21 protein-coding genes and 1 tRNA gene are annotated in these 24,793 nt (G+C 75.4%); 17 read left to right on the forward strand and 5 right to left on the reverse strand.

From position 1 onward, the window contains the following. Positions 1–22 precede the first annotated feature (22 nt). Positions 23–541, forward strand: a complete 519-nt coding sequence (locus BJ976_RS04020) for a hypothetical protein (RefSeq protein WP_135030362.1) — start codon at positions 23–25, stop codon at positions 539–541. Positions 542–574: 33 nt separating this feature from the next. On the opposite strand, the gene BJ976_RS04025 is transcribed toward BJ976_RS04020, so the two are convergent. Further along, a complete protein-coding gene (locus BJ976_RS04025) occupies positions 575–1,975 on the reverse strand; it encodes a M28 family peptidase (RefSeq protein ID WP_135030363.1) in 1,401 nt (466 codons plus the stop codon). A gap of 394 nt (positions 1,976–2,369) precedes the next feature. Between BJ976_RS04025 and BJ976_RS04030 the strand changes: the two genes are divergently transcribed. From BJ976_RS04030 to BJ976_RS04070, 9 genes are all read left to right on the forward strand, one after another. Continuing rightward, positions 2,370–2,446: transfer RNA gene (locus BJ976_RS04030), tRNA-Pro, on the forward strand. A gap of 238 nt (positions 2,447–2,684) precedes the next feature. Next, positions 2,685–4,193 carry a peptide MFS transporter gene (locus BJ976_RS04035; protein WP_209281009.1) on the forward strand — a complete coding sequence of 503 codons (1,509 nt, stop codon included), beginning with the start codon at positions 2,685–2,687 and terminating at the stop codon, positions 4,191–4,193. 100 nt (positions 4,194–4,293) lie between these two features. Continuing rightward, positions 4,294–4,680, forward strand: a complete 387-nt coding sequence (gene gcvH / locus BJ976_RS04040) for a glycine cleavage system protein GcvH (RefSeq protein WP_135030364.1) — start codon at positions 4,294–4,296, stop codon at positions 4,678–4,680. 105 nt (positions 4,681–4,785) lie between these two features. Further along, positions 4,786–5,208 (forward strand): FHA domain-containing protein, encoded by a 423-nt coding sequence (locus BJ976_RS04045; RefSeq protein WP_135030365.1) that lies wholly within the window; start codon positions 4,786–4,788, stop codon positions 5,206–5,208. A gap of 8 nt (positions 5,209–5,216) precedes the next feature. Continuing rightward, complete coding sequence (gene ftsR / locus BJ976_RS04050) at positions 5,217–5,945, forward strand: transcriptional regulator FtsR (RefSeq protein WP_135030366.1); 729 nt, start codon at positions 5,217–5,219, stop codon at positions 5,943–5,945. After that, positions 5,938–6,453 (forward strand): bifunctional nuclease family protein, encoded by a 516-nt coding sequence (locus BJ976_RS04055; RefSeq protein WP_135030367.1) that lies wholly within the window; start codon positions 5,938–5,940, stop codon positions 6,451–6,453. Before ftsR ends, BJ976_RS04055 begins: the two co-directional genes overlap by 8 nt. A gap of 193 nt (positions 6,454–6,646) precedes the next feature. Beyond that, positions 6,647–7,225: a MerR family transcriptional regulator gene (locus BJ976_RS04060; protein ID WP_135030368.1), complete on the forward strand. Its 579-nt coding sequence runs from the start codon at positions 6,647–6,649 to the stop codon at positions 7,223–7,225. Between the two features lie 141 nt (positions 7,226–7,366). Further along, positions 7,367–10,891, forward strand: a complete 3,525-nt coding sequence (locus tag BJ976_RS04065; protein WP_135030369.1) for a pyruvate carboxylase — start codon at positions 7,367–7,369, stop codon at positions 10,889–10,891. Between the two features lie 64 nt (positions 10,892–10,955). Further along, complete coding sequence (locus BJ976_RS04070; protein WP_135030370.1) at positions 10,956–12,419, forward strand: mycothione reductase; 1,464 nt, start codon at positions 10,956–10,958, stop codon at positions 12,417–12,419. Between the two features lie 66 nt (positions 12,420–12,485). Here BJ976_RS04070 and BJ976_RS04075 read toward each other — a convergent pair whose 3' ends face one another. Both BJ976_RS04075 and BJ976_RS04080 read right to left on the reverse strand, forming a co-directional pair. Then, positions 12,486–14,327 (reverse strand): AMP-dependent synthetase/ligase, encoded by a 1,842-nt coding sequence (locus tag BJ976_RS04075; RefSeq protein ID WP_135030371.1) that lies wholly within the window; start codon positions 14,325–14,327, stop codon positions 12,486–12,488. Between the two features lie 142 nt (positions 14,328–14,469). Further along, positions 14,470–15,282: an alpha/beta hydrolase gene (locus BJ976_RS04080; RefSeq protein ID WP_135030372.1), complete on the reverse strand. Its 813-nt coding sequence runs from the start codon at positions 15,280–15,282 to the stop codon at positions 14,470–14,472. A gap of 68 nt (positions 15,283–15,350) precedes the next feature. Between BJ976_RS04080 and BJ976_RS04085 the strand changes: the two genes are divergently transcribed. After that, positions 15,351–16,061 (forward strand): lysophospholipid acyltransferase family protein, encoded by a 711-nt coding sequence (locus tag BJ976_RS04085; protein ID WP_135030373.1) that lies wholly within the window; start codon positions 15,351–15,353, stop codon positions 16,059–16,061. Positions 16,062–16,133: 72 nt separating this feature from the next. Continuing rightward, a complete protein-coding gene (locus tag BJ976_RS04090; RefSeq protein WP_135030374.1) occupies positions 16,134–17,534 on the forward strand; it encodes a class II 3-deoxy-7-phosphoheptulonate synthase in 1,401 nt (466 codons plus the stop codon). Positions 17,535–17,602: 68 nt separating this feature from the next. Here the strand turns inward: BJ976_RS04090 and pknB are convergent, their stop codons facing one another. Next, positions 17,603–19,522 carry a Stk1 family PASTA domain-containing Ser/Thr kinase gene (pknB, locus tag BJ976_RS04095; protein ID WP_221419397.1) on the reverse strand — a complete coding sequence of 640 codons (1,920 nt, stop codon included), beginning with the start codon at positions 19,520–19,522 and terminating at the stop codon, positions 17,603–17,605. Positions 19,523–19,673: 151 nt separating this feature from the next. On the opposite strand from pknB, the gene BJ976_RS04100 reads away from it, so the two are divergent. Continuing rightward, complete coding sequence (locus BJ976_RS04100; RefSeq protein WP_135030389.1) at positions 19,674–20,030, forward strand: Rv2175c family DNA-binding protein; 357 nt, start codon at positions 19,674–19,676, stop codon at positions 20,028–20,030. Positions 20,031–20,061: 31 nt separating this feature from the next. On the opposite strand, the gene BJ976_RS04105 is transcribed toward BJ976_RS04100, so the two are convergent. Further along, on the reverse strand, positions 20,062–21,159 hold the full coding sequence (locus BJ976_RS04105; RefSeq protein WP_135030375.1) for a polyprenyl synthetase family protein: 1,098 nt from the start codon (positions 21,157–21,159) through the stop codon (positions 20,062–20,064). A 36-nt stretch (positions 21,160–21,195) separates the two neighbouring features. On the opposite strand from BJ976_RS04105, the gene dinB reads away from it, so the two are divergent. The 4 genes from dinB to rsmH all read left to right on the forward strand — a co-directional run bounded on the left by dinB (position 21,196) and on the right by rsmH (position 24,787). Then, entirely contained in the window at positions 21,196–22,473 is a 1,278-nt protein-coding gene (gene dinB / locus BJ976_RS04110; protein WP_135030376.1) for a DNA polymerase IV, read from the forward strand. A gap of 102 nt (positions 22,474–22,575) precedes the next feature. Continuing rightward, positions 22,576–22,962, forward strand: coding sequence for an SCO2097 family morphological protein (locus tag BJ976_RS04115; protein WP_135030377.1), 387 nt, complete (start codon positions 22,576–22,578; stop codon positions 22,960–22,962). Between the two features lie 260 nt (positions 22,963–23,222). After that, the gene (gene mraZ / locus BJ976_RS04120; protein WP_135030378.1) at positions 23,223–23,654 is read left to right on the forward strand and encodes a division/cell wall cluster transcriptional repressor MraZ; all 432 of its coding nucleotides are present in this window, start codon (positions 23,223–23,225) and stop codon (positions 23,652–23,654) included. Between the two features lie 137 nt (positions 23,655–23,791). Further along, entirely contained in the window at positions 23,792–24,787 is a 996-nt protein-coding gene (rsmH, locus tag BJ976_RS04125; protein WP_135030379.1) for a 16S rRNA (cytosine(1402)-N(4))-methyltransferase RsmH, read from the forward strand. The last annotated feature ends 6 nt before the right edge of the window (positions 24,788–24,793 follow it).

Raw genomic sequence — 24,793 nt, forward strand, 5'->3', positions numbered from 1 at the left:
GTGCGGCGCCTACCCTGGGGGCATGACGACTCCGCACCGCCCCCGCACCGCCGCCTCCCTGACCGTCCTCGCCGCCGCCGCCCTGATGCTCGCGGGCTGCGGGTCGGACGAGGAGGCGCGCGAGCTGCGGGACTCCCTCAGCAGCGCGGAGGAGCGCCTCTCGAGCGCCGAGGCCCGGATCGACACCCTGGAGGACGAGGTGGACCGCATCCCGGACGTGGAGGCGATCCAGAGCCAGGCCGGCGCCGCCGTCGCCAGTGCGGCGCAGGACGTCCGGAGCTCCGTGGACGGACTCCGCGCCGGGGCCGAGGGCGCCGCCCGTGACGCCGTCGACTCCCTGCCTCAGCTGCCGGATGCGCAGTCCGTGGAGCAGGCGGCCGAGGACGGTCGGATGCTGGTCGAGTACGCGCAGGACGCCCTGCCGCAGGACCCCGCGGAGCTCGAGCGGGCCCTGCGGGACGCCGCGGACGCCGTCCGGGACAGCGTCCCCGGCCAGGGAGAGGTGGAGTTCCGCGTGGGCGACCGCTCGTTCACGTTCTGAGCGGTCCCCGGGCGGCGCCGGAGTGCCGGCGGGTCAGGAACGGGCGAGCGCGACCGCGGCGAGCGCCTGGATCTCCATCGCGGACCGCAGCCGGTCCCGGTCCACGTTCTGCTCCGGGAGGTCGTCGGCGGCGTGGAACTGCGGCTCGGACTGCATGGGCCCGCCGGTGGCGCGCCAGCCGAAGTTGCCGGCGGGGACGCCCATCGCGTCGTACTGGTGGTGGTCGGACTGGGCGTACGTCTCGACCTCGCTCACCGCGCTCTCCCGGCCCAGCTCCGCGGCGGCGGCGCGCACCGCGCGGTGCACCGCGTTCTCCTCGCCGTCGGCCGCAAGCATCCAGTAGCGGTCGGCGGAGGCCATCGTCGTGGCCACCATGTCGTTGTTCAGCACGCCGCGGATCCGCTGGCGCTGATCGGGGGTGAGCGCACGGCGGTGGGCGTCCGAGCCCTTCAGCCCGATCTCCTCGGCTCCCCACAGGACGAAGAGGAGGTCCGCCTCGGTGGGCACGTCCCGGAGCGCCGCGGCCAGCTCGAGGACGAGGGCCACCCCCGCCGCGTTGTCGTTGGCCCCGACGGTGCCGATCACCGTGTCGTAGTGCGCGCCGACGATCACGCACCCGCGGTCGTCGCCGCCGGTGCCGCGCCGCGTGGCCAGCACGTTGCGGCTCACGGCCTCCGGGATCGCCCAGGTCTGGACGGTCACCTCCGTGTCGAGGGCGTCCGCGCGCAGACGCGTCAGCTGCGTCCGGCCGACGCCGACGACGGGCAGGGGCGTCCAGTCGTCCAGCTCGGGCGGGAAGGCCTGGTTCCGTGCGCGGTCGTGCTCCGCCGACGCGCAGAGCAGCGCGGCCGCGCCGCGCTCCACGGCGGCGGTCGCCAGCGCCGTGACGTCCACCCCCTCGACCTCCGCCAGCAGGACGGCGCCGGCCAGGTCCGCGGGCAGGTCGGCGGCCGAGCCGCCGGCCACGGCGACGAGACGTCCGGTGACGGTGACGTCGTGGCGTCCGCGCGGCGCGGTCTCCGCCCCCCAGCAGAACCCGTCCCGCGTGAGCGAGGGACCGGAGAGCAGGGCGTGGCTGCGGTGCCCCACGGTGAACGGGGACTCCTCGACCTCGTAGCCCAGGTCCCGCAGGAGCCGCGCGATGAGGTCGGCCGCCGCGGCCTCGCCCGGCGTCCCGGCGGCCCGCTGGCCGACCTCCCGGGTGAGGCGCCGGACGACGTCGAGGGCACGGTCGACGTCGAGCCCGGCCAGAGGGTCGGTCTGCAGAGGGGTGGACGGTGTGGGGGCGGCGTCGGCGGACCGGGGATCCTCGGCCCCGGCGTCGCCCGCGCTCGTCGCGGCGCGGAGGGCCACCAGGCCGGCGCCGCCGGTGAGGGCGATCAGGCCGCCGAGGGCGAGCGCGGAGCGACGGGACGTCGGGGTGGTGGCCTGCATGGTCGTTCCTCTCCCCCTGTCGGGCGCCCGGGGGACGGCGACGGCGATCCGCGCGGGCCCTGGGAGGGTTCATCGGTGGTCGCTTCCATGGTACTCTCAGGCGGTATGCAGGGGAGTGTCTCGCCCCATCTCGGGGCGACGGTCCTCACACCCTGCCGACCTCCCGCTCCCGGCCCGTCCGGACAGTGTGGAAGCCGGGGCACTCTCGGTCGGGTCACCCCGGACACGGGATGAGGGGTTCGCGCCAGTGAAGAGGGCGCGGGCCCCTTGTTCTTCGCCCCGGCGGACGTCGGCCCCGGCGGGGAGCGATGGTGGGGCGCCGCCCGATTCGCCACCGGGTCCCACATGGGGTATGGTCGTCGGGTGCTGTGAGGCGGTCCGCCGCCGATCGCCACGGGCTATGGCGCAGGTTGGTAGCGCGCTTGACTGGGGGTCAAGAGGTCGTGGGTTCAAATCCCGCTAGCCCGACCATGGCCACGAGCCGGGCCGTCGTCCTCAGACGACGGCCCGGCTCGTGGCTTTCCTGCGGGTTCATCGCGTTCGGGGCTGCTGGCCCCGGGCGGGTGTTCCTTCCGCCCGACCATGGAACGCAGGGCCGGTCCCCGCGGGGGTCCGGCTCCGCGTGCGTCCAAGCCCCAGGACGTCGATGTGACCGACGTCATCGCATGTCAGACGCGACTTCGGACGTGCGGGGGAGCACAGTGGACCGGTGATCCGACAGACAGACAGCGGCGCCACGTCGGCGTCCCACGCAGCCCCCTCCACCCCAGACGGCACCGCGACGGTCGACACCGGCCGGCGGTTCCTGGGCCAGCCCGGCCCGCTCGCCAACCTCTTCTCCGTGGAGATGTGGGAGCGGTTCTCCTTCTACGGCATGCAGGTCATGCTCGTCTTCTACATGTACTGGGAGACGACCCGCGGCGGCCTGGGCATCGACCAGTCGGTGGCGACCGGCATCGTCGGGGCGTACGGCGGCATGGTCTACGTGTTCTGCATCCTGGGCGGCTGGGTGGCCGACCGGATCCTCGGCTCCGAGAAGACGATGTTCCTCTCCGGCCTGCTCATCATGGCCGGCCACATCGCGCTCGCCCTGGTGCCCGACGTGCCCGGCCTCGTCCTGGGCCTGGTGCTGGTGGCGGTCGGCTCGGGCGGCCTCAAGGCCAACGTGTCCAACCTCGTGGGCGCGCTCTACGCGCACGACGACCCCCGCCGGGACGCCGGCTTCTCGATCTTCTACATGGGCGTGAACATCGGCGCCCTGATCGGCCCCCTGCTGACCGGCGCCGCCCGACAGGCGTGGGGCTTCCACGTGGGCTTCGGCATCGCCGCCGTCGGCATGGCCGTGGGCCTCACCCAGTACGCCCTGACCCGTCATCGGCTGCCAGCCTCCGTGCACCGTGTGCCCGACCCGCTGCGTCCGGGCCAGCTCGGCCGCGTCGCCCTGGGGGCGGCCGTCGTCGTCGCCGTCGCCGTGGTCCTGTTCCTCACCGGCCTGGTGCACGTCGGCAACCTGGCGGACGCCGTCGTGGTGCTCTCCGCCGTGGCCGCCCTGGCGATCTTCGCCCTGCTGCTGACCTCCCCCAAGGTCTCCGCAGAGGAGCGTTCGCGCGTGCGCGCCTTCATCCCGCTGTTCGTGGGCTCGGCCGTGTTCTTCGCCCTGTTCCAGCAGCAGTTCACGGTGATCGCGATCTACTCCGAGACCCGCCTGGACCGCGACGTCGCCGGGTGGACCGTCCCCATGGAGTGGGTCAACTCCATCAACCCGGTGTTCATCATCCTGCTCGCCCCGCTGTTCGCCGTGCTGTGGACGCGTCTGGGCCGGCGCCAGCCGTCCACCCCGGTGAAGTTCGGCCTCGGCATCGTCCTGATCGGCCTGGCGTTCCTGCTGTTCATCCCGGTGGCGGACGTCCTGCGGGTGCCGCTGCTGTGGCTCACGCTGATCCTGCTCGTGGCCACCCTCGGCGAGCTCATGGTCTCCCCGGTCGGGCTGTCCCTGTCCACCAAGCTCGCCCCCGCGGCCTTCCCCGTCATGACGGTGGCCCTGTACAACCTCTCCGTGGCCCTGGGCTCCGCGGCGGCGGGCTCGCTCGCCGGCTCGTACTCCCAGGAGGACGAGGTGGCCTACTTCGGCACCCTCGGCGCCGTCACCGTGGGCGTCGGCCTCGTCATGCTGCTGATCTCCCGCCCGGTGCGCCGCGGCATGCGCGGCGTGCTGTGACGGGGCGACGGCCGGGCGCGGCCGCTGGCGCCGCACGCGCCCTGCTCGGTACCCTGCACTCCAGCACCATCCGTCCGACGACCGAGAAGGGGACCCACCCATGAGCAGTATCCCTGAGGGCCTGAAGTACTCCGCCGACCACGAGTGGCTCCAGAGCGCCGATGCCGACGGTGTCGTCCGCGTCGGCATCACCGACTTCGCCCAGGACGCCCTGGGCGACGTGGTCTACGTCGACCTCCCCGAGGTCGGCTCGGAGGTCTCGGCCGGCGCCGCCGTCGGCGAGGTGGAGTCGACGAAGTCCGTCTCGGACGTCATCTCCCCGGTCTCCGGCACCGTGGCCGCCGTCAACGACGACCTCGACGGCGAGCCCGGCCTGGTCAACACCGCCCCCTACGAGGGCGGCTGGCTGTTCGAGGTCACCCTCTCGGACGAGTCCGAGCTCGACTCCCTGATGGACGCCGAGGGCTACGCCTCGCACGTCAGCTGAACCACCCCTCCCACCGCCCCGTCGACCGTCGGCGGGGCGGTGCCGTCTGAGGCGCGCGCCCGGTGGGACCGGGCGCGCGTCCGCACCTGCACAGGAGCCCACCCCATGACGCAGCCCGGACACGAGCCGAGCCTCCACACCTCCTCGATCAGTCTCACCGACCTCGCCCCGGCCGGCGAGTCCGACCTCGGTCCGGAGGCCCTCGCGGCCGTCCGCGCCCTGCCGGCCGGCACGGCGCTGCTGGTGGCCCACGGCGGCCCCGACGCCGGCGCCCGGTTCCTCCTCGACACCCCCGTGGTGAGCGTGGGGCGCCACCCGGACGCGGACATCCTGCTCGACGACGTGACCGTCTCCCGCCGGCACGTCGAGCTGCGCGCCGTGGACGGCGGCCACCAGCTCGTGGACCTGGGATCCCTCAACGGGACCTACGTCAACGGGGACCGGGTCGACGACGTCCGGCTGCGCTCCGGCATGGAGCTGCGCATCGGGCGCTACCGCCTCACCTACCACGCGGCCGCGCAGGCCTGAGAGGGACCGTGGACCCCGCCGGGCATCGGCCCCCCGCGGCCGAGGGCGCCGTCCGGACCCTCGGCATCGGGGAGGTGGTCGCCGCCCTCGAACCGGCCTTCCCGGGCGTGAGCGCGTCCAAGGTGCGGTTCCTCGAGGACCGCGGACTGGTGACCCCGGAGCGCACGCCCGCCGGCTACCGGCGCTACCGCGCCGCGGACGTGGACCGCATACGCCTGGTCCTGACGCTCCAGCGGGACCGCTTCCTGCCGCTGCGGGTGATCCGCGAGCACCTCGAGGCCCTGGACCGCGGGGAGCGCCCCGCCGTCCTCGAGGCCGCGCCGTCCAGTGTCGAGGCCGAGCGCCTGGGCCGGAGGATGACGGACCCCGCCCGCAGGTGGACCCGTGCCGAGCTCGCCCAGGAGTCCGGCGCCTCGGAGGAGCTGATCGGCGAGCTGGACCAGTACGCGCTGCTGCCCCGGGACGCCGAGGGGCGGCACCCGGCGGCCGCGCTCGCGGTGGCCCGTGCCGCCGTCGCCCTCGCGGACCACGGGATCGAGCCCCGCCACCTGCGCCCCTTCCGTGCGGCCGCCGACCGGGAGCTCAGCCTCGTGGAGCGCGCCGTGGCGCCCCTGGCCTCGCGCCGGGACGCCGGGACCCGGGAGCGCACCGCGCAGACGGCGCGGGGGATCGCCGACGCCTGCCTGCGTCTGCACTCCGCACTCGTGCACGGGGGACTGGAGCAGGGGGATGACTGAGGCGAACGGCCACGGGAGCCCGGCGGACATCCCCCTGACGGTGCTGGGCGTGCGCGTGGAGCTGCCCGCCCAGCAGCACGTGGTGCTGCTCCTCGACCCGCCGGGGGACACCGTCGTCCCCCTGTGGGTCGGCGCGCCGGAGGCCGCCGCGGCGGCCCTGGCCCTCGAGGGGGTGCCGAGCCCGCGCCCCCTGACCCACGCCCTGCTGCTGGAGACGGTGGCGGCGCTCGGAGGGCGCCTGGAGGCCGTGCGCCTCACGGCGGTGGTGGAGGGGGTGGTCCACGCGTCCCTCGAGCTGCGCGGCGGCGCCCGCGTGGACGCGCGGGCCTCGGACGCCGTGGTCCTGGCCCTGCGGGCGCAGGCCCCGGTGCTGTGCGCCCCGGAGGTCCTCGCCGAGGCCGGCCTGCCCGCCCGGGGCGGGGACGGGGACCCCGAGGAGGACGAGGAGGCGGCGCTCCACGACTTCCGGGCGTTCCTGGACGACGTGGCACCCGAGGACTTCGCCTGAGCACCCCCGGCCCACGTCGTCGGCCACGACACGCCCGCGGCCTCCGGAGCCGACGTCGTTGACCCGGCCCCCTGCGGCCCGTACCTTCGACCAGAAGGCCCCGGCCGTGCTCGCCGACGCCCCTCCACGGTCACCGGAGGGGACGGGCGGAGACGGTCACCCCCATGGGGCCACCGACCAGGAGGTCTCCCCCGTGACACCGCATGCAGGACCTGGTCTGCCCCTCGGCATCGACGGCAGACAGGGACGTCTCTTCGACGACGACACCACCACCCCGGACGGCGACGTCGGGTACCGCGGCCCCACCGCGTGCAAGGCCGCCGGGATCACCTACCGCCAGCTGGACTACTGGGCGCGCACGGACCTCGTGGTGCCCACGGTCCGCGGCGCCGCCGGCTCTGGCACCCAGCGGCTGTACTCCTTCCGGGACATCCTCGTCCTCAAGGTGGTCAAGCGCCTGCTGGACACCGGGGTCTCCCTCCAGCAGATCCGCGCCGCCGTGGCCCACCTGCGCGAGCGGGGGGTCGACGACCTCGCCCAGATCACCCTGATGAGCGACGGCGCCTCGGTGTACGAGTGCACGTCCGCCGACGAGGTCGTGGACCTCGTCCAGGGCGGCCAGGGCGTCTTCGGGATCGCCGTGGGCCGCGTCTGGCGCGAGGTCGAGGGCAGCCTCGCCGAGCTGCCCAGCGAGCTGCTGGGCCCCTCCGCCGCCCAGGACGAGCTCTCCGCCCGTCGCCGCGGCCGTCAGGCGTCGCGCGCGGCCTCCTGAGCCCGCCCCCGCCCCGACGACGGCGCCCCCCGCCCGGGCGGCGCCGTCGTCGTGTCCGGCACGGAGGCGGGGAGGCGGCCCCGGTTCGTCATCGTGACGCCTCTCACCGTCGCCGGGCGCGGGATGTGCCACACTCGGGGCATGAGTCTCCCCCTGGATCCCGACACCCCCCGCAACGACGCGGGTCGTCCGGCCTCGACCGACACGACTCCCGTCTTCTCCAAGGTCCTGGTGGCCAACCGCGGTGAGATCGCCGTGCGCGCCTTCCGGGCCTGCAACGAGCTCGGTGCCCGCACTGTGGCCGTCTTCCCCTACGAGGACCGCAACTCCATCCATCGTCAGAAGGCCGACGAGGCGTACCGGATCGGCGAGGAGGGGCACCCCGTCCGGGCGTACCTGGACGTGGACGAGGTCATCCGGGTGGCCAAGGACGTCGGCGCCGACGCCATCTACCCCGGCTACGGCTTCCTCTCCGAGAACGCGGACCTCGCCCGCGCGGCCGCGGAGAACGGCATCACCTTCGTCGGCCCGCCGGCCGACGTCCTGGAGCTGACCGGCAACAAGGTGGAGGCCCTGCGCGCGGCCAAGCGGGCCGGGATCCCCACCCTGGACTCCTCCGAGCCCAGCGCGGACGTCGACTGGCTGATGGGGCAGGCCGAGGCCATCGGGTTCCCCATCTTCGTCAAGGCGGTGGCCGGCGGCGGCGGGCGCGGCATGCGCCGCGTCGAGCGCCCCGAGGACCTGCGCGACTCCCTCGAGGCCGCCATGCGCGAGGCGGACACCGCCTTCGGCGACCCCACCGTCTTCCTGGAGCAGGCCGTGCTCCGTCCGCGCCACATCGAGGTGCAGATCCTGGCCGACGCCCACGGGGACGTGGTCCACCTGTTCGAGCGGGACTGCTCGCTGCAGCGCCGCCACCAGAAGGTCATCGAGATGGCCCCCGCCCCGCACCTGGACGAGGAGATCCGCCAGGCCCTGCACCGGGACGCCGTCGCCTTCGCCAAGGAGATGGGCTACGTCAACGCGGGCACGGTGGAGTTCCTCGTGGACACCGCGGGCGACCGCGCCGGTCAGCACGTGTTCATCGAGATGAACCCCCGCATCCAGGTGGAGCACACCGTGACCGAGGAGGTCACGGACGTGGACCTCGTCGCGGCGCAGCTGCGCATCGCCGCCGGAGCCTCGCTGGCCGACCTGGGCATCTCGCAGGACACCCTGCAGGTGCGCGGCTTCGCCATGCAGTGCCGCATCACCACGGAGGACCCCGCCAACGGGTTCCGCCCGGACACCGGCACCATCACCGCCTACCGCTCCGCGGGCGGCTCGGGCGTCCGTCTGGACGGCGGCACCATCTACGCGGGCGCCGAGATCAGCCCCCACTTCGACTCCATGCTCGTGAAGCTCACGTGCCGCGGCCGCGACTACGAGACGGCCGTCCGCCGCGCCCGCCGCGCGCTCGCCGAATTCCGCGTGCGCGGCGTGACCACGAACATCCCGTTCCTCATGAACGTGCTGGACGACCCGCAGTTCCTCGCGGGCGACGTGGCCACGGACTTCATCGACGCGCACCCCGAGCTGGCGGCGGTGAACCGCTCCCAGGACCGCGGCTCCAAGGCCCTGCAGTACCTGGCGGACGTGACCGTCAACAAGCCGCACGGCGAGCGGATCGACGGCATCGACCCCCGTGACCGCCTGCCCGGCCATCCCTCGGACAAGCGCCACGAGCCGGACCGCTCGCCCTTCGACGGCCCGAGCCGCAACCCGGCCGCCGTCCCGCCGGACGGCTGGCGTCAGGTGCTCCTCGAGAAGGGCCCGGAGGGCTTCGCCGCCGCCCTTCGTGAGCAGACCGCGCTGGCCGTCACGGACACCACGTTCCGCGACGCCCATCAGTCGCTGCTGGCCACCCGCGTCCGCACGCGCGACCTCCTGGCGGCCGCGCCCGCCGTCGCGCACACCCTCCCGACCCTGCTGTCCGTGGAGGCCTGGGGCGGGGCGACCTACGACGTCGCCCTGCGCTTCCTGCACGAGGACCCGTGGGAGCGCCTGGCCCTGCTCCGCGCGGAGATGCCGAACATCCCGATCCAGATGCTGCTGCGCGGGCGCAACACGGTGGGGTACACGCCGTACCCCACCGCGGTGACGGACGCGTTCGTCGCCGAGGCCGCGGCCACGGGCGTGGACGTGTTCCGCATCTTCGACGCCCTCAACGACGTCGAGCAAATCACCCCCGCCATCGCCGCCGTGCGCGCCACGGGCACCGCGGTCGCCGAGGCGGCCCTGTGCTACACGGGCAACATGACGGACCCGGCCGAGTCCCTCTACACGCTGGACTACTACCTGGACCTCGCGCGCCGCATGGTCGACGCCGGCGCCCACGTGCTGGCCATCAAGGACATGGCCGGCCTGTTGCGCCCGGCGGCGGCCCGGGAACTCGTGGGAGCCCTGCGCGCCGAGTTCGACCTGCCGGTGCACCTGCACACGCACGACACGGCCGGCGGCCAGCTGGCCACCCTGCTGGCGGCCGCCGAGGCGGGCGTGGACGCGGTGGACGCCGCCACGGCCTCCATGGCCGGCACCACGAGCCAGGTGCCGCTGTCGGCACTCGTCGCAGCCCTCGAGCACACCGAGCGGGACACCGGACTCTCCCTCGAGGCGGCCACCGCGATGGAGCCGTACTGGGAGTCCGTGCGCTCGATCTACGCCCCCTTCGAGGCGGGCCTGAAGGCCCCCACGGGCCGCGTCTACCACCACGAGATCCCCGGCGGTCAGCTGTCCAACCTGCGCACGCAGGCGATCGCGCTGGGCCTGGGGGAGCGGTTCGAGCAGATCGAGTCCATGTACGCCGCCGCGGACGACATGCTGGGCCACCTCGTGAAGGTGACCCCGTCCTCCAAGGTGGTGGGCGACCTGGCCCTGCAGCTCGTGGGCGCCGGGGTGGACCCGGCCGAGTTCCAGGAGCGCCCGCAGGACTTCGACATCCCCGACTCGGTGGTCGGGTTCCTGCGCGGCGAGCTCGGCGACCCGCCCGGCGGCTGGCCCGAGCCCTTCCGCACGCGGGCCCTGCAGGGCCGCCGGGAGGGCGCCGGCATGGCCGAGGTCTCCGCGGAGGACGCCGCCGCCCTCGCGGAGCCCGGCGCGCCGCGCCGCGACGCGCTGAACCGGCTGCTCTTCCCCGGCCCGACGCGGGAGTTCCAGGCGCACCGCGAGGAGTTCGGCGACACCTCCACGCTGCACACCCGCGACTTCCTGTACGGGCTGGTGCCCGGCCGCGAGCACATCGTGTCCCTGGGGCGCGGCGTGCGTCTGATCGCAGCGCTGCAGTCGGTGTCCGAGCCGGACGAGAAGGGCGTGCGCATCGCGATGATCTCCCTGAACGGCCAGCTCCGCCAGGTGCAGGTGCGCGACCGCTCCGTCGAGTCCACGGTCCGCCAGGCGGAGAAGGCCGACCCCGCCGTCGCGGGCCAGGTCCCCGCCCCCTTCGCGGGCTCGGTGACCGTCCAGGTCGCCGAGGGCGACACGGTGGAGGCCGGCCAGCCCGTGGCCACCATCGAGGCCATGAAGATGGAGGCGGCCATCACCGCCCCCGTGGCGGGCACGGTCCGTCGCGTGGTGGTGAAGGGCGTGACCCCGGTCCAGGGCGGCGACCTGCTGCTCGAGCTCGGCTGACCCGCTCCCGCCGGACGACGGCCCGGACGCCTGCGGCGTCCGGGCCGTCTCCTATGCTGGGGCCATGGCCACCGCAGAGGACTTCGACCTGATCATCATCGGCTCCGGCTCCGGGAACTCGCTCGTCACCGAGCACTGGGAGGGTCGCAGGGTGGCCATCGTGGACGCGGGCGTCTTCGGCGGGACGTGCCTGAACCGCGGATGCATCCCCACCAAGATGTACGTCTACCCGGCCCAGCTGGCGGACGCCCCCGCCGAGGCCGGACGCCTCGGGGTGGACCTGCGGTTCGAGGGCGCGGACTTCCCGGCGATGCGGGACCGCATCTTCGGCCGGGTGGACGCCATCAGCGACGCCGGACTCCGCTACCGGCGGGACGAGCTCGACTGGACCGAGGTGGTGGCGGAGGAGGTCCGCTTCACGGGCGCCCGCGAGCTGACCACCGCCTCCGGGCGGCTCCTGCGTGGCGACCAGGTGGTGGTGGCAGCCGGATCGCGGCCCGCCCTCCCGGACGTCCCCGGCATGGACCTGCCCTCCGTCCACACCTCGGACACGATCATGCGCGTGTCCCGGCAGCCACGCCGCCTCGTGGTGGTCGGGGGCGGGTTCATCGGCGCCGAGTTCGCCTCCGTCTTCAGCGCGCTGGGCACCGAGGTCGTGCAGGTGAACCGGAGCCCACGCCTGCTGCGTCACCTCGATGCCGCGGTGGCGGACCGCTTCACGGAGATCGCGTCGCGCCGGTGGGACCTGCGCACGGGCTGGACGGTCGGGGCCGTCGAGCCGGTGGCGGATCCGGCCCGTGCCGAGGACGGCTGGGTGGCCGTGCGCCTTGAGCCCGCCCCGGGGCTCGGGCGGGACGGCGGCGGGGAGCCGTCGGTGATCGAGGCGGACGCAGTGCTCATGGCGACCGGTCGCGTGCCGAACACGGACCGCCTGCACCTGGCCGACGTCGGGTACGACGTCACCGCCGACGGGGTGCTCGCGGTGGACGGCTTCCAGCGGGCCCTCGCCGGCGGGGAGCCCGTGCCGGGCGTGTACGGGCTGGGGGATGCGGCGAACACGTGGCAGCTCAAGCACGTCGCCAACCACGAGGCCCGGGTGGTGGCGCACAACCTCGTGCACCCCGGCGCCCTGCGGCAGAACACGCTGGGTCCGGTGCCCGCCGCGGTGTTCACCCGTCCCCAGATCGCCTCCGTCGGCCTGACGGAGGAGGAGGCGGTCGAGCGGCTGGGCGAGGACGCGGTCACGGTGAAGGAGCAGGCGTTCGGGGACGTGGCCTACGGGTGGGCCATGGAGGACACGGAGGGCGTCTGCAAGGTGGTCGCCGAACGGGCGACCGGCCGCATCCTGGGCGCCCATGTGATGGGGCACGACGCAGCGAACCTCGTCCAGACCTTCGTCACGGGGATGTCCTTCGACATCGACGCCCACACCCTCGCCCGGGGCCAGTACTGGCCCCACCCGGCCCTCAGCGAGGTGGTGGAGAACGCCCTGCTGGGCCTCGACGTCCCCGACTCCGGACGTCTCTGACGCCGCGGCCCCGTGCCCGGCGGCCGGGGAGGTCGCCGGGCACGGGGCCGCACCGGGTCGTCCGGGTCAGGACGGGCCCGAGCCCGCGTAGATGTCCTCCACCACGGCGGCGAAGTCCTTGAGGATGGCGGCCCGGCGCATCTTCAGGGACGGCGTCATGTGACCCTCCTCCGCGGAGAAGTCCCGGTCGAGGATGCGGAACTCGCGGATGCCCTCGGCCTTCGACACCGCCGCATTGGCCCGGTCCACCACGGACTGCACGTGCTCGCGGACCTTCGGCTCCCGCGCCGCCGCCGCGACGTCGAGGTCGCGGTCCAGGCCGCGGGCGGCCAGCCATGCGGGCAGGGTGTCGGCGTCGAGGGTGACGATCGCCGCGATGAAGGGCTTCGCGTCGCCCACGACCATCACCTGCGAGATCAGGGCGTCCGAGCGGATCGCGTCCTCGAGCTGGGCGGGGGCCACGTTCTTGCCGCCGGCGGTGACGATGATCTCCTTCTTCCGGCCCGTGATGCGCAGGAAGCCGTCCTCGTCCAGGGAGCCGAGGTCGCCCGTGCGGAACCAGCCGTCCTCGGTGAAGGCCTCCTCGTCCGCCTCGGGGCGGTTGCGGTAGCCGCGGAACAGCGAGGTGCCGCGCGTGAGGATCTCGCCGTCGTCCTCGATCCGGATCTCGTTGCCGCCCAGGGGGCGGCCCACGGTGCCGATGCGGAGCTTCCCCGGGCGGCCGACGGTCACGGGGGCGGTGGTCTCGGTGAGGCCGTAGCCCTCGAGGATCGTGACGCCGACCCCCCGGAAGAAGTGCGCCAGGTCGGGGGAGAGGGGGCCGCCGCCGGAGACCGCGTACTGCAGGGCCCCGCCCATGGCCGCGCGGATGCGGCGGTAGATCAGCGCCGAGTAGAACGCCCGCTGGGCCCGCAGCGGCAGGGTCATCCGGCCGTCCTCCAGGGCCTTCGACCACCGGACCGCCACATCCGCCCCGCGCTCGAAGATCGCGCCCTTCCCGCCGGCCTGCGCCTTGAGCAGCGCCGCGTTGTAGATCTTCTCGAACACGCGCGGCACGGCGAGCAGGAAGGTCGGGCGGAAGCTCTCCATCGACTCGGAGAGGCGGGCGAGGTCCGTGACGTGGCCGCACCGGGCCCCGGCCTCGACGGTCAGTACGGACACGAAGCGGGCGAACACGTGCGCCAGGGGGATGAACAGCACGGTCGAGGAGCCGGGGTTGACCACCTGGCCGAGGGAGGAGGAGAGCGTCTGGTGGGCGAGCTCCGCGAAGTTCGCGTGCGTCAGCTCGCAGCCCTTCGGCCGGCCCGTGGTGCCGGAGGTGTAGATCACGGTGGCCAGCGAGTCGAGGGCGACGCCGGCCCGCCGCTCGGCGAGGACCTCGTCCCCGCCCTCCTCGCTGCTCAGCTCGGCCAGGCCCGCGCCGGGCTCGGCGTCGGCGGGGTCCATGGTCCACAGGCCGCGCAGGGGCGGCAGGCCCTCGCGGTGGACGGCGTCGCGCACGGTCTTGGCGCGCTCCGGGGTGTCCACGACGGCGGCGCACACGCCGGCGTCCTCGAAGATCCAGGCCACCTGGGACGGGGAGGAGGTCTCGTAGACGGGCACCGTCACAGCGCCGGCGGCCCAGATGGCGTAGTCCACGAGGGTCCACTCCAGGCGGGTCGCGGCCATGATGGCCACGCGGTCGCCCGGGCCCACACCGGCGGCCACGAGGCCGCGGGCGTAGCCCTGGACCCGGGACCAGGCCTCCGCGGCCGTGACGTCGCGCCAGGCGCCCGCACCCTCGCCGCCGGGCACGGGCGAGGCGAACAGCGCACGGTCCGGGTGCTCGGCCGCCTGGCGGGCGAGGGCGTCGGTCAGGGCGGCGTCGGGGGGGAGCGTCGGGTGGGCCGGCTCGGCGATGTGGCGCATGGGTCCTCCAGGGAGTCGGGCCTCGGCGGGAGCGGTGCGCGGGGACGGCGCGCCGTGACGGAGACCCGGTGTGATCGGTGTCACTCCCACCCTATAGGCAACAGCGGGGATCCCTGCCCCGCCCACACCGGGCCGTCGGCCCTCAATCCCTCCGCACGGCCCGGGCGACCGCGTCCCGGCTCGCTGCGATGAGCAGCGGCAGGTCGAGGTCCAGGGTGGCCACGTGCCGGCTGCGGGGCAGGGGCACCACCTCCACGGGCGCCCGCGTCAGCCCGCGCAGGAGGGCCCGGTGGCTCGCCTCCGGCACCACGGCGTCCTGCGCCGAGCGGAAGACGGTGACGGGTGCCGTGATCCGCCCCAGGCCCCGCTCGGCGGCCCGCTGGATCCGGCCCACCGCGGCCACCCCGCCCACGGGGGTGCGCTCATAGGCGATCTCCCGTGCCTCGGGGTCCGCGATGTCGCCGGCGATGGCCGGCAGCGAGGGGACCACGTGGCGCAGGAGGGGGGCGGCGTGGGCCAGCGGGTTGCCGAAGCGCAGCGCCGGGTTGACCACGAGGACCGCGGCCACCGGCCGGTGGGCGGCGGCGTCGAGGGCCAACGCCCCGCCCATCGAGATCCCGGCCACGACCACGTGGCGGTGCTCGGCGAGCGCGGCGTCCACCTCGGCGCGCACCGCGGCGCGGATCCGATCCGCGCCCGTGGCGGCCAGGTCCTCCCAGCGGGTGCCGTGTCCGGGCAGCAGGGGCACCCGGACGGCGCACCCGGCCCCGGCGACCCCCTCGGCCCACGCGCGCACCGACGCGGGGCCGGAGGTGAACCCGTGCAGGACCACGACGGCGACGTCGGGCCGGCCGGCGGCGGGCAGCCGGAACGGGCGCTGGGCCTCGGGGACGTCCACGGCCCGGGAGGGGGAGGCGGGGACGGGGCGGACGCGGGGGAACGGGGGGAGGCGCATGCGCATGAGCCTAGGCCCGCCCGCATAGGATGGGCGCGCACCGCCGACGTCGAGAGAGGCTCCTCCCCGTGTCCACGTTCTACTGGTCCGCCAAGACGTTCGTGGTGGCCCCCGCCACCCGGCTGCTGTTCCGCCCCTGGGTGAAGGGCCGGGCCCACGTCCCCGCCGAGGGGCCGGCGATCCTCGCCAGCAACCACCTGTCCGTCTCGGACTCCGTGTTCATGCCCGCCATGCTGGACCGTCAGGTGCACTTCCTGGCCAAGCAGGAGTACTTCACCGGTCCCGGCCCCAGGGGATGGGTGACGAAGAAGTTCTTCCAGGCCACCAACCAGCTGCCCATGGACCGCTCCGGGGGCCAGGCCTCGCTGCGCTCCCTCGAGTCCGGCCTGGAGTGCCTGCGCGAGGGGAAGCTGCTGGGCATCTACCCGGAGGGCACCCGCAGCCCCGATGGTCGGCTGCACCGCGGCAAGATCGGCGTGGCGAAGCTGGCACTCGCGTCCCAGGCCCCCGTGGTCCCCATCGCGATGATCGGCACGGACCGCGTCCAGCCGATCGGCCGCACCCTGCCCGCGCCGCGCCGGCTCGGGATGATCTTCGGCGAGCCCCTCGACTTCTCCGGTCGCACGGAGTCCGCGACCGACCACCGGGTCCTGCGGGAGGTCACGGACGAGATCATGGAGGCGATCCGCCGCCTCTCCGGCCAGGAGTACGTGGACGTCTACGCCGCGGACGTGAAGTCCGGCCGCGTGCCCGCGCCGCCGCGTCCCGGCCGGGACTGACGGCGGTCTCACCCTGCGGACCGCCCGGGTCATGTTCCGGACCGGCGGTCCGGCCGCACCTAGGCTGGTCGCATGCATGAGGACCCCCGCGACCAGATCCTGGCCTTCGGCACCGCCATCTCCGAGGGCGCCGCGCCCGACCCCGCCCTCGACGCCTGGCGCGACCTCGAGGTCCGGCAGGCGCCCGCCTGGGCGGACGAGGCCGACTTCCGCGCCGCCGTCGCCGAGCTGAGCCAGGTCCCGCCGCTCGTGTTCGCCGGCGAGGTGGACGTGCTGCGCACCCGCCTGGCCGACGTCGCCCGCGGCGAGGCGTTCCTGCTCCAGGGCGGGGACTGCGCCGAGACCTTCGCCGGGTCCACCGCCAACCGCATCTCGGCGCGCGTGAAGACCATCCTGCAGATGGCCGCCGTGCTCACCTACGGCGCCTCCATGCCCGTGGTGAAGATGGGCCGGATCGCCGGCCAGTACGCGAAGCCCCGCTCCTCGGACACCGAGACCCGCGACGGCGTGACGCTGCCGAGCTTCCGCGGGGAGATCGTCAACGGCTTCGAGTTCACGGAGGAGGCCCGCCGGCACGACGCGCGGCGGATGGTGACGGCGTACCACACGGCCGCCTCCACGCTGAACCTCGTCCGGGCCTTCACGCAGGGCGGCTTCGCCGACCTGCGCAGCGTCCACCAGTGGAACCGCGGCTTCATGGAGAACCCCGCCCACAAGAAGTACGAGCGGATCGCCGCCGAGATCGACCGGGCCGTGCGGTTCATGGCCGCCGCCGGTGCGGACTTCGAGGCCATGCGCCGCACCGAGTTCTACGCCGCGCACGAGGCCCTGCTGCTCGACTACGAGCGGGCCCTCACCCGACTCGACTCCCGGACCGGCACGCCCTACGCCACGAGTGCGCACTTCCTCTGGATCGGCGAGCGCACCCGCGAGGTCGACGGCGCCCACGTGGACTTCCTCTCCCGCGTGCGCAACCCGATCGGCGTCAAGCTCGGGCCGAGCACCACGGTGGACGACGTCCGCGCGCTCGCGGACCGGCTCGACCCCGAGCGCGAGCCGGGCCGGCTCACGTTCATCGCCCGGATGGGCGCCTCGAAGATCCGCGACGTGCTCCCCGGGATCGTCGAGGGCGTGCGGGGTGAGGGCCTGCAGCCCGTGTGGGTCACCGACCCGATGCACGGCAACACCATCACGGCCGCCAACGGCTACAAGACGCGCCGGTTCGAGGACGTCATGGACGAGGTGTCCGGCTTCTTCGAGGTCCACCGCGGCCTCGGCACCCACCCCGGCGGCATGCACGTGGAGCTCACCGGCGACGACGTCGCCGAGTGCGTCGGCGGCGCCGACCCGGTGGCGGAGGCGGACTTCGACGCCCGCTACGAGACCCTCTGCGATCCGCGACTGAACCACCAGCAGTCGCTCGAGCTGGCCTTCAAGGTCACTGACGCCCTGGCGCACCCGCACCGCGGCTGACCCCCGCCGGTCGGCACGTCGGCCCCGCGTCGGAGACGGTGCGGGGCCGACGTCGTCCGGGCGGCCGGTCAGCCCACGGCGATCCGCACGTGCGAGCCCTCCGGCAGGAGGGTCCCCGCCGGCGTCCCCTGGGCGGTGACACGGGCGGCGCCGTGCGAGGGGCCGTCCACGTGCGCCACGAGGCCCGCGTCCTCCAGGCGGGTGCGCGCCTCACCGGCCGTCAGGCCGACGACGGGCGGCATCGCGTGCGCCGCCGCGCCCGTGGAGACGATCACGGACAGCGCGGCGCCCGGCCGCAGGGGCGCCCCCGGGGCCGCGTCCTGGGCCGCCACGGAGCCGGCGGGCGTGGCACGGTCCGCGCGGCGCTCACGCACGTGGACGTCCAGCCCGGCCTCGTCCGCGGCACGGTGGGCCGCCGTCACCGTCAGCCCGGTCAGGTCCGGGGCCGGGACCGGCGCCGGGCCGGCGGACACCGTCAGGGCGACGGGGGAGCGGCCGTCGACGGCGGCGCCGGCCGCGGGCTCGGTGGCCAGCACCACCCCGTCGGACAGGCGCTCGTCGTGGCGCGTGGTGACCTGGGCGGTGAGACCGGCGTGGGCGAGGCGGGTGCGGGCGTCGGCCTGGTCCAGGCCGGTGAGGGGAGGGACCACCGTTCCGGCGGGCCCGCCGAGGCCGCCGGACCCGAGGGTGAACCCCAGGAGCAGGGCCACGCCGGTGAGCAGGAGCGTGACGGCCGCCCCGATCGCCACCGTCCGGCCGCCGCCGGCGCCCAGCCGTTCGAGGGGCTCCCGCGCGGACCGGCGGCGCGCACGGGCGCGCGGAGGGCGCCTCCGGGCGGGGCGGTCGGGCGCGCGGCCGCTGGCACCGTCCGCGGTCGGGACGGCGGCGCGGCGCGGCGCGGCGTCGGGGTCCGGTGCGGCCGGCGTCGCGACGATCCCGACGGGCAGGGTGCGGGTCGCGTCGTCGTCGAGGACGCCGGGGGGGCGCAGCGCGTGGCGGGGCACCGGCACGGTCTCCGAGGCCTCCGGCTCGTCGGCCGCGGCCACGGGGCCCGGGTCGACGGGCACGGGCACCGCGCCCGCCTCGGCCTCCCGGGCCCCGGACGGCGGCGCGTGGTCGAGCTCGGCGTCGGACAGGCCGGCCCGCACCCGCTCGAGCGCGTCGAGCAGGACCGTCGCGTCCTGGGGCCGGTCCCGGGGGTCCGGCTCGGTGCACCACAGCACGAGGTCGTCGAGGCGCTCGGGGAGTCCGGGCACCAGGGTGGAGGGCACCGGCACGCGCTCGTGCAGATGCCGGTAGGCCACCTGCAGGGGACCGGCCGCCGTGAAGGGCTGGCGGCCCGTGAGGAGCTCGAACAGGAGGATCCCGGCGGCGTACACGTCCGCCCGGGTGTCCGCCGGCTCCCCGGAGAGGTGCTCCGGCGCCAGGTAGGCGGGTGTGCCCAGCACGGCCTGGCCGGTGGAGGTGTGGCCCGTGGCTGCGCGGGAGAGGCCGAAGTCCGCCACCGTGACGCGGCCGTCCTCCCGGACGAGCACGTTCTCCGGCTTCACGTCCCGGTGGACGAGTCCGGCGCGGTGGGCGGCCGCGAGGCCGGCGAGGGTGGGCAGGAGCAGGTCCAGCGCGCGGCGCGGGGTCAGGGGCGCCTCGGCGCGGATCACCGAGCGCAGGGTGCGGCCCGGCACGAACTCCATCACCAGGTACGCGACCGTCTCCCCGGATGCGTCGACGGTGTGGCCCTGGTCCAGGACGGCGACCACGTGGGGGTGGGAGACGCGGGCGGCCGTCTTGGCCTCCCGCTCGAACCGGGCCACGAGCGCGGGGTCCTCCGCGAGGTGGGGGTGCATGACCTTGAGGGCCACCATCCGGTCCAGCCGGCGGTCCAGCGCGCGATAGACGGTGGACATGCCCCCGCGCGCCACCCGGTCCAGGACCTCGTACCGGTCCTCCACGGTGGTGCCCACCAGCGGGTCCCGGCGCGAGCTGCTCATGCCCCCAGGGTAGAGGACCGCCCCGTCCGTCCGCGGGTCGCCGGAGCCGGCGCCGCCCCCGTCCGGGGGAGGCCGGTGCGGGGCCGCGTACAGTGTCCGCGTGAGCACCGAGAACACCCCCGCGACCACCGCCGAGCCTCCCGCCGACGCGATCCCCGCCGACCTGGACGCCCTCGTGGGCGACTGGGTGACCCTGCCGGACGTGGCCGAGCACCTGGACATCCGCGTGACCCGCGTGCACAACCTGGTCTCCGAGCGCCGGCTGCTGGCGGTGCGCCGCCCGGCGCCGCCCGTGCGGTCCGTCCCGGCCGCGTTCCTCACCGAGACGGGGGTCCTGGAGCCCCTCCGCGGGACGCTCGTGCTCCTGCAGGACGCCGGGTTCGACGACGCAGAGGCCCTGCGCTGGCTCTTCACCGAGGACGAGTCCCTGCCGGGCCGCCCCGTGGACGCCCTGCGTGCGGGTCACAAGACCGAGGTGCGCCGGCGGGCTCAGGCGCTCGCCTGGTGACGCCTCCCGCGCCCGGGGCGCCGGACCGGCCTCAGGCCGCCCGCACCGTGTAGGCGCGGATGAGGTCCGCGAGCTCGTCGCGGACCGCAGCGGGCACGCCGTGCCCCGCGAGCGCGTCCAGGGCGTCCTCGGCCCGACGCGAGAGCCGGGCCACCTCGTCCGCCACGGCGGCCCGGGCGCCGACGGCCCCGAGCCGGTCCTGCCAGTGGCGCACCCGTTCGACGGTCATGCCCGGATCGCCCAGCTCGGCGTCCAGCCGGCGCCACTCCTCCGCGGGCAGCAGTGCGGAGGCGCGCGCGATCAGCACCGTCCGCTTGCCCTCGCGCAGGTCGTCGCCCGCCGGCTTGCCGGTGGTCCCCGGGTCGCCGAAGACGCCCAGCAGGTCGTCCTGCAGCTGGAACGCGATCCCGAACGGGAGGCTCACCCGCTCGAAGGCGGCCACGAGGGCGTCGTCCGCCCCGGCGAGCAGCCCGCCGAAGGCGAGGGGGTGCACGGCCGAGTACCGCGCGGCCTTGTACTCGACCACGGCCGCCGCCGCCTGCTCCGCCTCCCGGGCGTCGGCCGCGGCGGGGGCCATCTCGGCGGCCACGTCGAGGTACTGGCCGAGCATGACCTCCAGGCGCATCCGCTCCATCTCCGCCCGGGCCCGCTCGGGCCGTGCGCTGCCCTCGAGGGCGCGGGAGAAGGTCGCGTCGCTCAGGGCGAGGGCCACGTCCCCGGCCAGGATGGCGGCGGCCACCCCGAAGTGCTCGGCGTCGTGGCGCCACCCGAGCTCGCGGTGGCGGGCCTCGAACGCGCGGTGGACGCTCGGCATGCCGCGGCGCGTGTCCGAGCGGTCCAGGACGTCGTCGTGCACGAGGGCCGCGGCCTGGAAGAGCTCGAACGCCGCACCGGCCGTGACGGGGCGGGGGTCGTCCGCGGCGCCGCCGGCGGCCCGCCAGCCCAGCCAGACCAGCACGGCCCGCAGCCGCTTGCCGGCGCCGGTCAGGCGCGCCAGGGCCTCGACCGCCGGCGCGGCGGCCGGATGGATCCCCGCCGCATGGGCGCCGTGCTCGGCGAGGATCTCCCCGAGCCGGGCGGCGACGGCGGCGCGGTAGTCGGACTCGGACGGGGCGGGCTTGGTCGGCATGCGGCCACCCTAGCGGCCGGTGGGTAGGCTCGAGGGATGAGCGCCCCGATCCCGCCGAGCGGCCCGTCGGCCGCGGACCGGGCCGAGGCCAGCATCCTCCACGTGGACATGGACGCCTTCTTCCTGTCGGTCGAGCTGCGCGAGCGGCCCGAGCTGATCGGGGCCCCCGCCGCCGTCGCGGCCCCGCACGGGCGCTCCGTGGTGCTCTCCGCCTCCTACGCGGCGCGCGCGTACGGGGTGCGCTCGGCGATGCCGCTGGCGCACGCCCGCGCGCTGTGCCCGTCCCTCGTGGTGGTCCCGCCCCGCCAGGAGCTGTACCGGGAGGTCTCCGCCGAGGTCATGGCCCTGTTCGACCGGGTCACCGCGGTCCGGGAGCAGCTGAGCGTGGACGAGGCCTTCCTGGACGTGGCCGGCGCCCGACGCCGGCTCGGTCCGCCCGAGCGGATCGGGCGCCTCGTGCGGGAGCGGGTGCGCGCCGAGCTCGGCCTGCCGTGCACGGTGGGGGCGGCCGGGGTGAAGTTCGTGGCCAAGATGGCCTCCACCGCCGCCAAGCCGGACGGGCTGCTCGTGGTCCCGCCCGGGCGCACCCTGGAGTTCCTCCACCCGCGCCCCGTGGACCACCTCTGGGGCGTCGGCCCGCAGGCGGCCCGGCGGCTGCGGGACCGGGGCGTCGCCACCATCGGCGACCTGGCCGCCGTCGACCCCGCTCGGCTGCGCGGGTGGTTCGGCGCCGCGGGCGAGCAGTGGCACGCGCTCGCCTGGGGCCGGGACCCGCGGCCGGTCGCGCCGCGGGCGGAGGCCAAGACCATCGGCGCGGACCACACCTTCGACGTCGACCCCACGGACCCGGCCGACGTGGACCGCGAGGTGCTGCGCCTGAGCCTGCACGTGGCCGCCCGGCTGCGCGCGGCCGGCGTCGAGGCCCGGGCGGTGACGGTGCGCGTCAAGGACCCCGCGCAGCGGGTGCGCAGCCGCACGGGCCGGCTGCCCCGCCCCTCGGCCGCCGGCCACGTCCTCCACGAGCACGCGGGACCGCTGGTGGCCGCGCTGCTGCGGGAGCGGCCCCACCCGGTGCGGCTCGTCGGCGTGCGCGCCGAGCGGCTCGGGGCGCCGGGGGAGGGCGGCGCTGGCCAGGGGACGCTCTTCGAGCCGTCGGGCGGCGCGGAGGGCGGCCACGACGCCGCCGCCGAGGCCGGCTGGTCGCGGGCCGAGGAGGCGGCCGACGCCGTCGCCCGCCGGTTCCCGGGTCTGGACCTGCGCCCGGCGACGCTGATCGACCGACGCCCGCGGACGGGGCCGGAGGGGCCGCGCTGACATGGCGCCCCGCGGGGGCGACGACTACCCTGGTCACACCGGCGTGTCACGGCGCCGTCCACGGGGGGCGGGTCCGGCCCGCCCCGGATCGAAGGAGACCGAGTGCCCCTCTCGGACCACGAGCGGCGCGTCCTCGAGCAGCTCGAGCGCCAGCTGAACGACGACGACCCGCGCCTGGCCACCCGCCTGGCCGACTCCGGCCGCCCCGCCGTCCCGGTGCGGCGCATCGTGCTCGGCGCCGTCCTGGCCGTCATCGGGCTGGCCGTGGTCGTCACCGGGGTGAGCACGCAGCTCGTGCTCGTGGGCGTCCTCGGCACGGCCCTGCTCGGCGCGGGCATCCTCGTGGCCACCCTGCCGCACCGCGGGGAGGGCCCGGCCCCGCGCCCGGCGGCGTCCTCCGGTCTCCGCGCGCAGCGGTCCCGCTCACAGGGCTCGCTCATGGCGCGCCTGGAGCGCGACTGGGACGACCGCGGCCGCCCGCGCGCCTGACCCGTCCGCACCCCAGGGCCCCCGTTCCGCACCCCGGAGCGGGGGCCCTCGCCGTGCAGGCCGCCCCGCGGGCCCTCCCCCTCCCTCCACCCGTGCGCCTCGCGCGGTCCTCCTCCGTGTCACCTGGCGCGGCCCGGAGATTCGCACCGGATCCCGCCAGGACGGTGGTGCGGGGAGGGAAGTGGGGTAAAGTGGAGGACAGAAGAGAGCGGGCTCCGACCCTGGTCGGGCGGGGCCCTCGTCGAGCAGGGGGGTGCACGGTGTTCCTGGGCACCTACACCCCCCGGCTGGACGAGAAGCACCGGCTGATCCTGCCGGCGAAGTTCCGCGAGGAGCTGGCCGAGGGCCTGGTGCTCACCCGCGGGCAGGAGCGCTGCGTCTACGTGTTCAGCGCCGCCGAGTTCGCGCGGGTGCACGAGCAGCTGCGCGCCGCTCCGCTCTCCTCGCGGCAGGCGCGGGACTACATCCGCGTCTTCCTCTCCGGAGCCTCGGACGAGGTGCCGGACAAGCAGGGCCGCGTCACGGTGCCCGCGCCGCTGCGCCAGTACGCGGGGCTGGACCGGGACGTCACGGTGATCGGTGCGGGCAGCCGCGCGGAGATCTGGGACACCGCGGCCTGGACCGAGTACCTGGCCGCGCAGGAGGCGGCCTTCTCCGAGACGGACGAGGACGTCCTGGGCGGCATCCTCTGACCACCACCGCGCGAGACCTCCAGCCGGCGCCGGCGCACCTGACCCGACTTCCCCTGGGCCAGGCACGACGGCGGCGGACGGGGATCCCGTCCCGATGGCGGCACCACCACCACGAATGCGAGCAGGGAGGTCGGACGGTGGACACGCACCGACAGCGCCCCGAGGACCGCCACGCCCCCGTGATGCGGGACCGCGTGGTGGACCTGCTCGCCCCCGGAGTCCAGGCCGCCCTGGACGCGGGCCGCGCCCCGGTGGCGCTCGACGGCACCCTGGGCATGGGCGGGCACGCCGAGGCCCTCCTCACCCGCTTCCCGGAGCTGCGCGTCGTCGGCGTCGATCGCGACCCGAACGCCCTGGCCATGGCCGCCGAGCGGCTCGGCGCCCTCGCCGACCGCCTCGTCCCCTTCCACGGGACCTACGACCAGGTGCCCGAGGCCCTCGCGGCCGCCGGCGCGGAGCGCATGGACGCCGCGCTCTACGACCTCGGGGTGTCCTCCTACCAGCTCGACGCGCGGGAGCGCGGCTTCGCCTACTCCTACGACGCCCCGCTGGACATGCGCATGGACACCAGCGCGGGCCGCACGGCGGCCGACCTGGTGGCCGAGCTGGACGAGTCGGAGCTGCGGCACCTCATCCGCCGCGACGGCGAGGAGCGGTTCGCGGGCCCCATCGCCCGCGCGGTGGTGCGCGCCCGCCAGGAGGAGCCGATCCTCACCACCGGACGGCTCGTCGAGGTCATCCGCGGTGCCGTGCCCGTGGCGGCCGGCGCGAAGGGCGGCCACCCGGCCAAGCGCACCTTCCAGGCGCTGCGCATCGCGGTGAACGAGGAGCTCGACATCCTCGACCGCGCCGTCCCGGCCGCCCTCGAGGGCCTGGCGGTCGGCGGGCGCCTGGTGGTGATGAGCTACCACTCGCTCGAGGACCGGATCGCCAAGCGCCACCTCCAGGCGTGGGCGGCCTCCAGCGCGCCGCCCGGATTCCCGGTGGAGCTGCCGGAGCACCGGCCCGTGGTGCGGGTCCTCACCCGGGGCACGGAGAGGCCCACGGAGGAGGAAATCGAAGAGAATCGTCGTGCCTCCTCCGCGAAGGTGCGTGCGGTTGAGAAGATCAGGGCGTCAAGGACTTCGGCATGACGGCGT

This window comes from Micrococcus flavus (assembly GCF_014204815.1).
Taxonomy (GTDB): domain Bacteria; phylum Actinomycetota; class Actinomycetes; order Actinomycetales; family Micrococcaceae; genus Micrococcus; species Micrococcus flavus.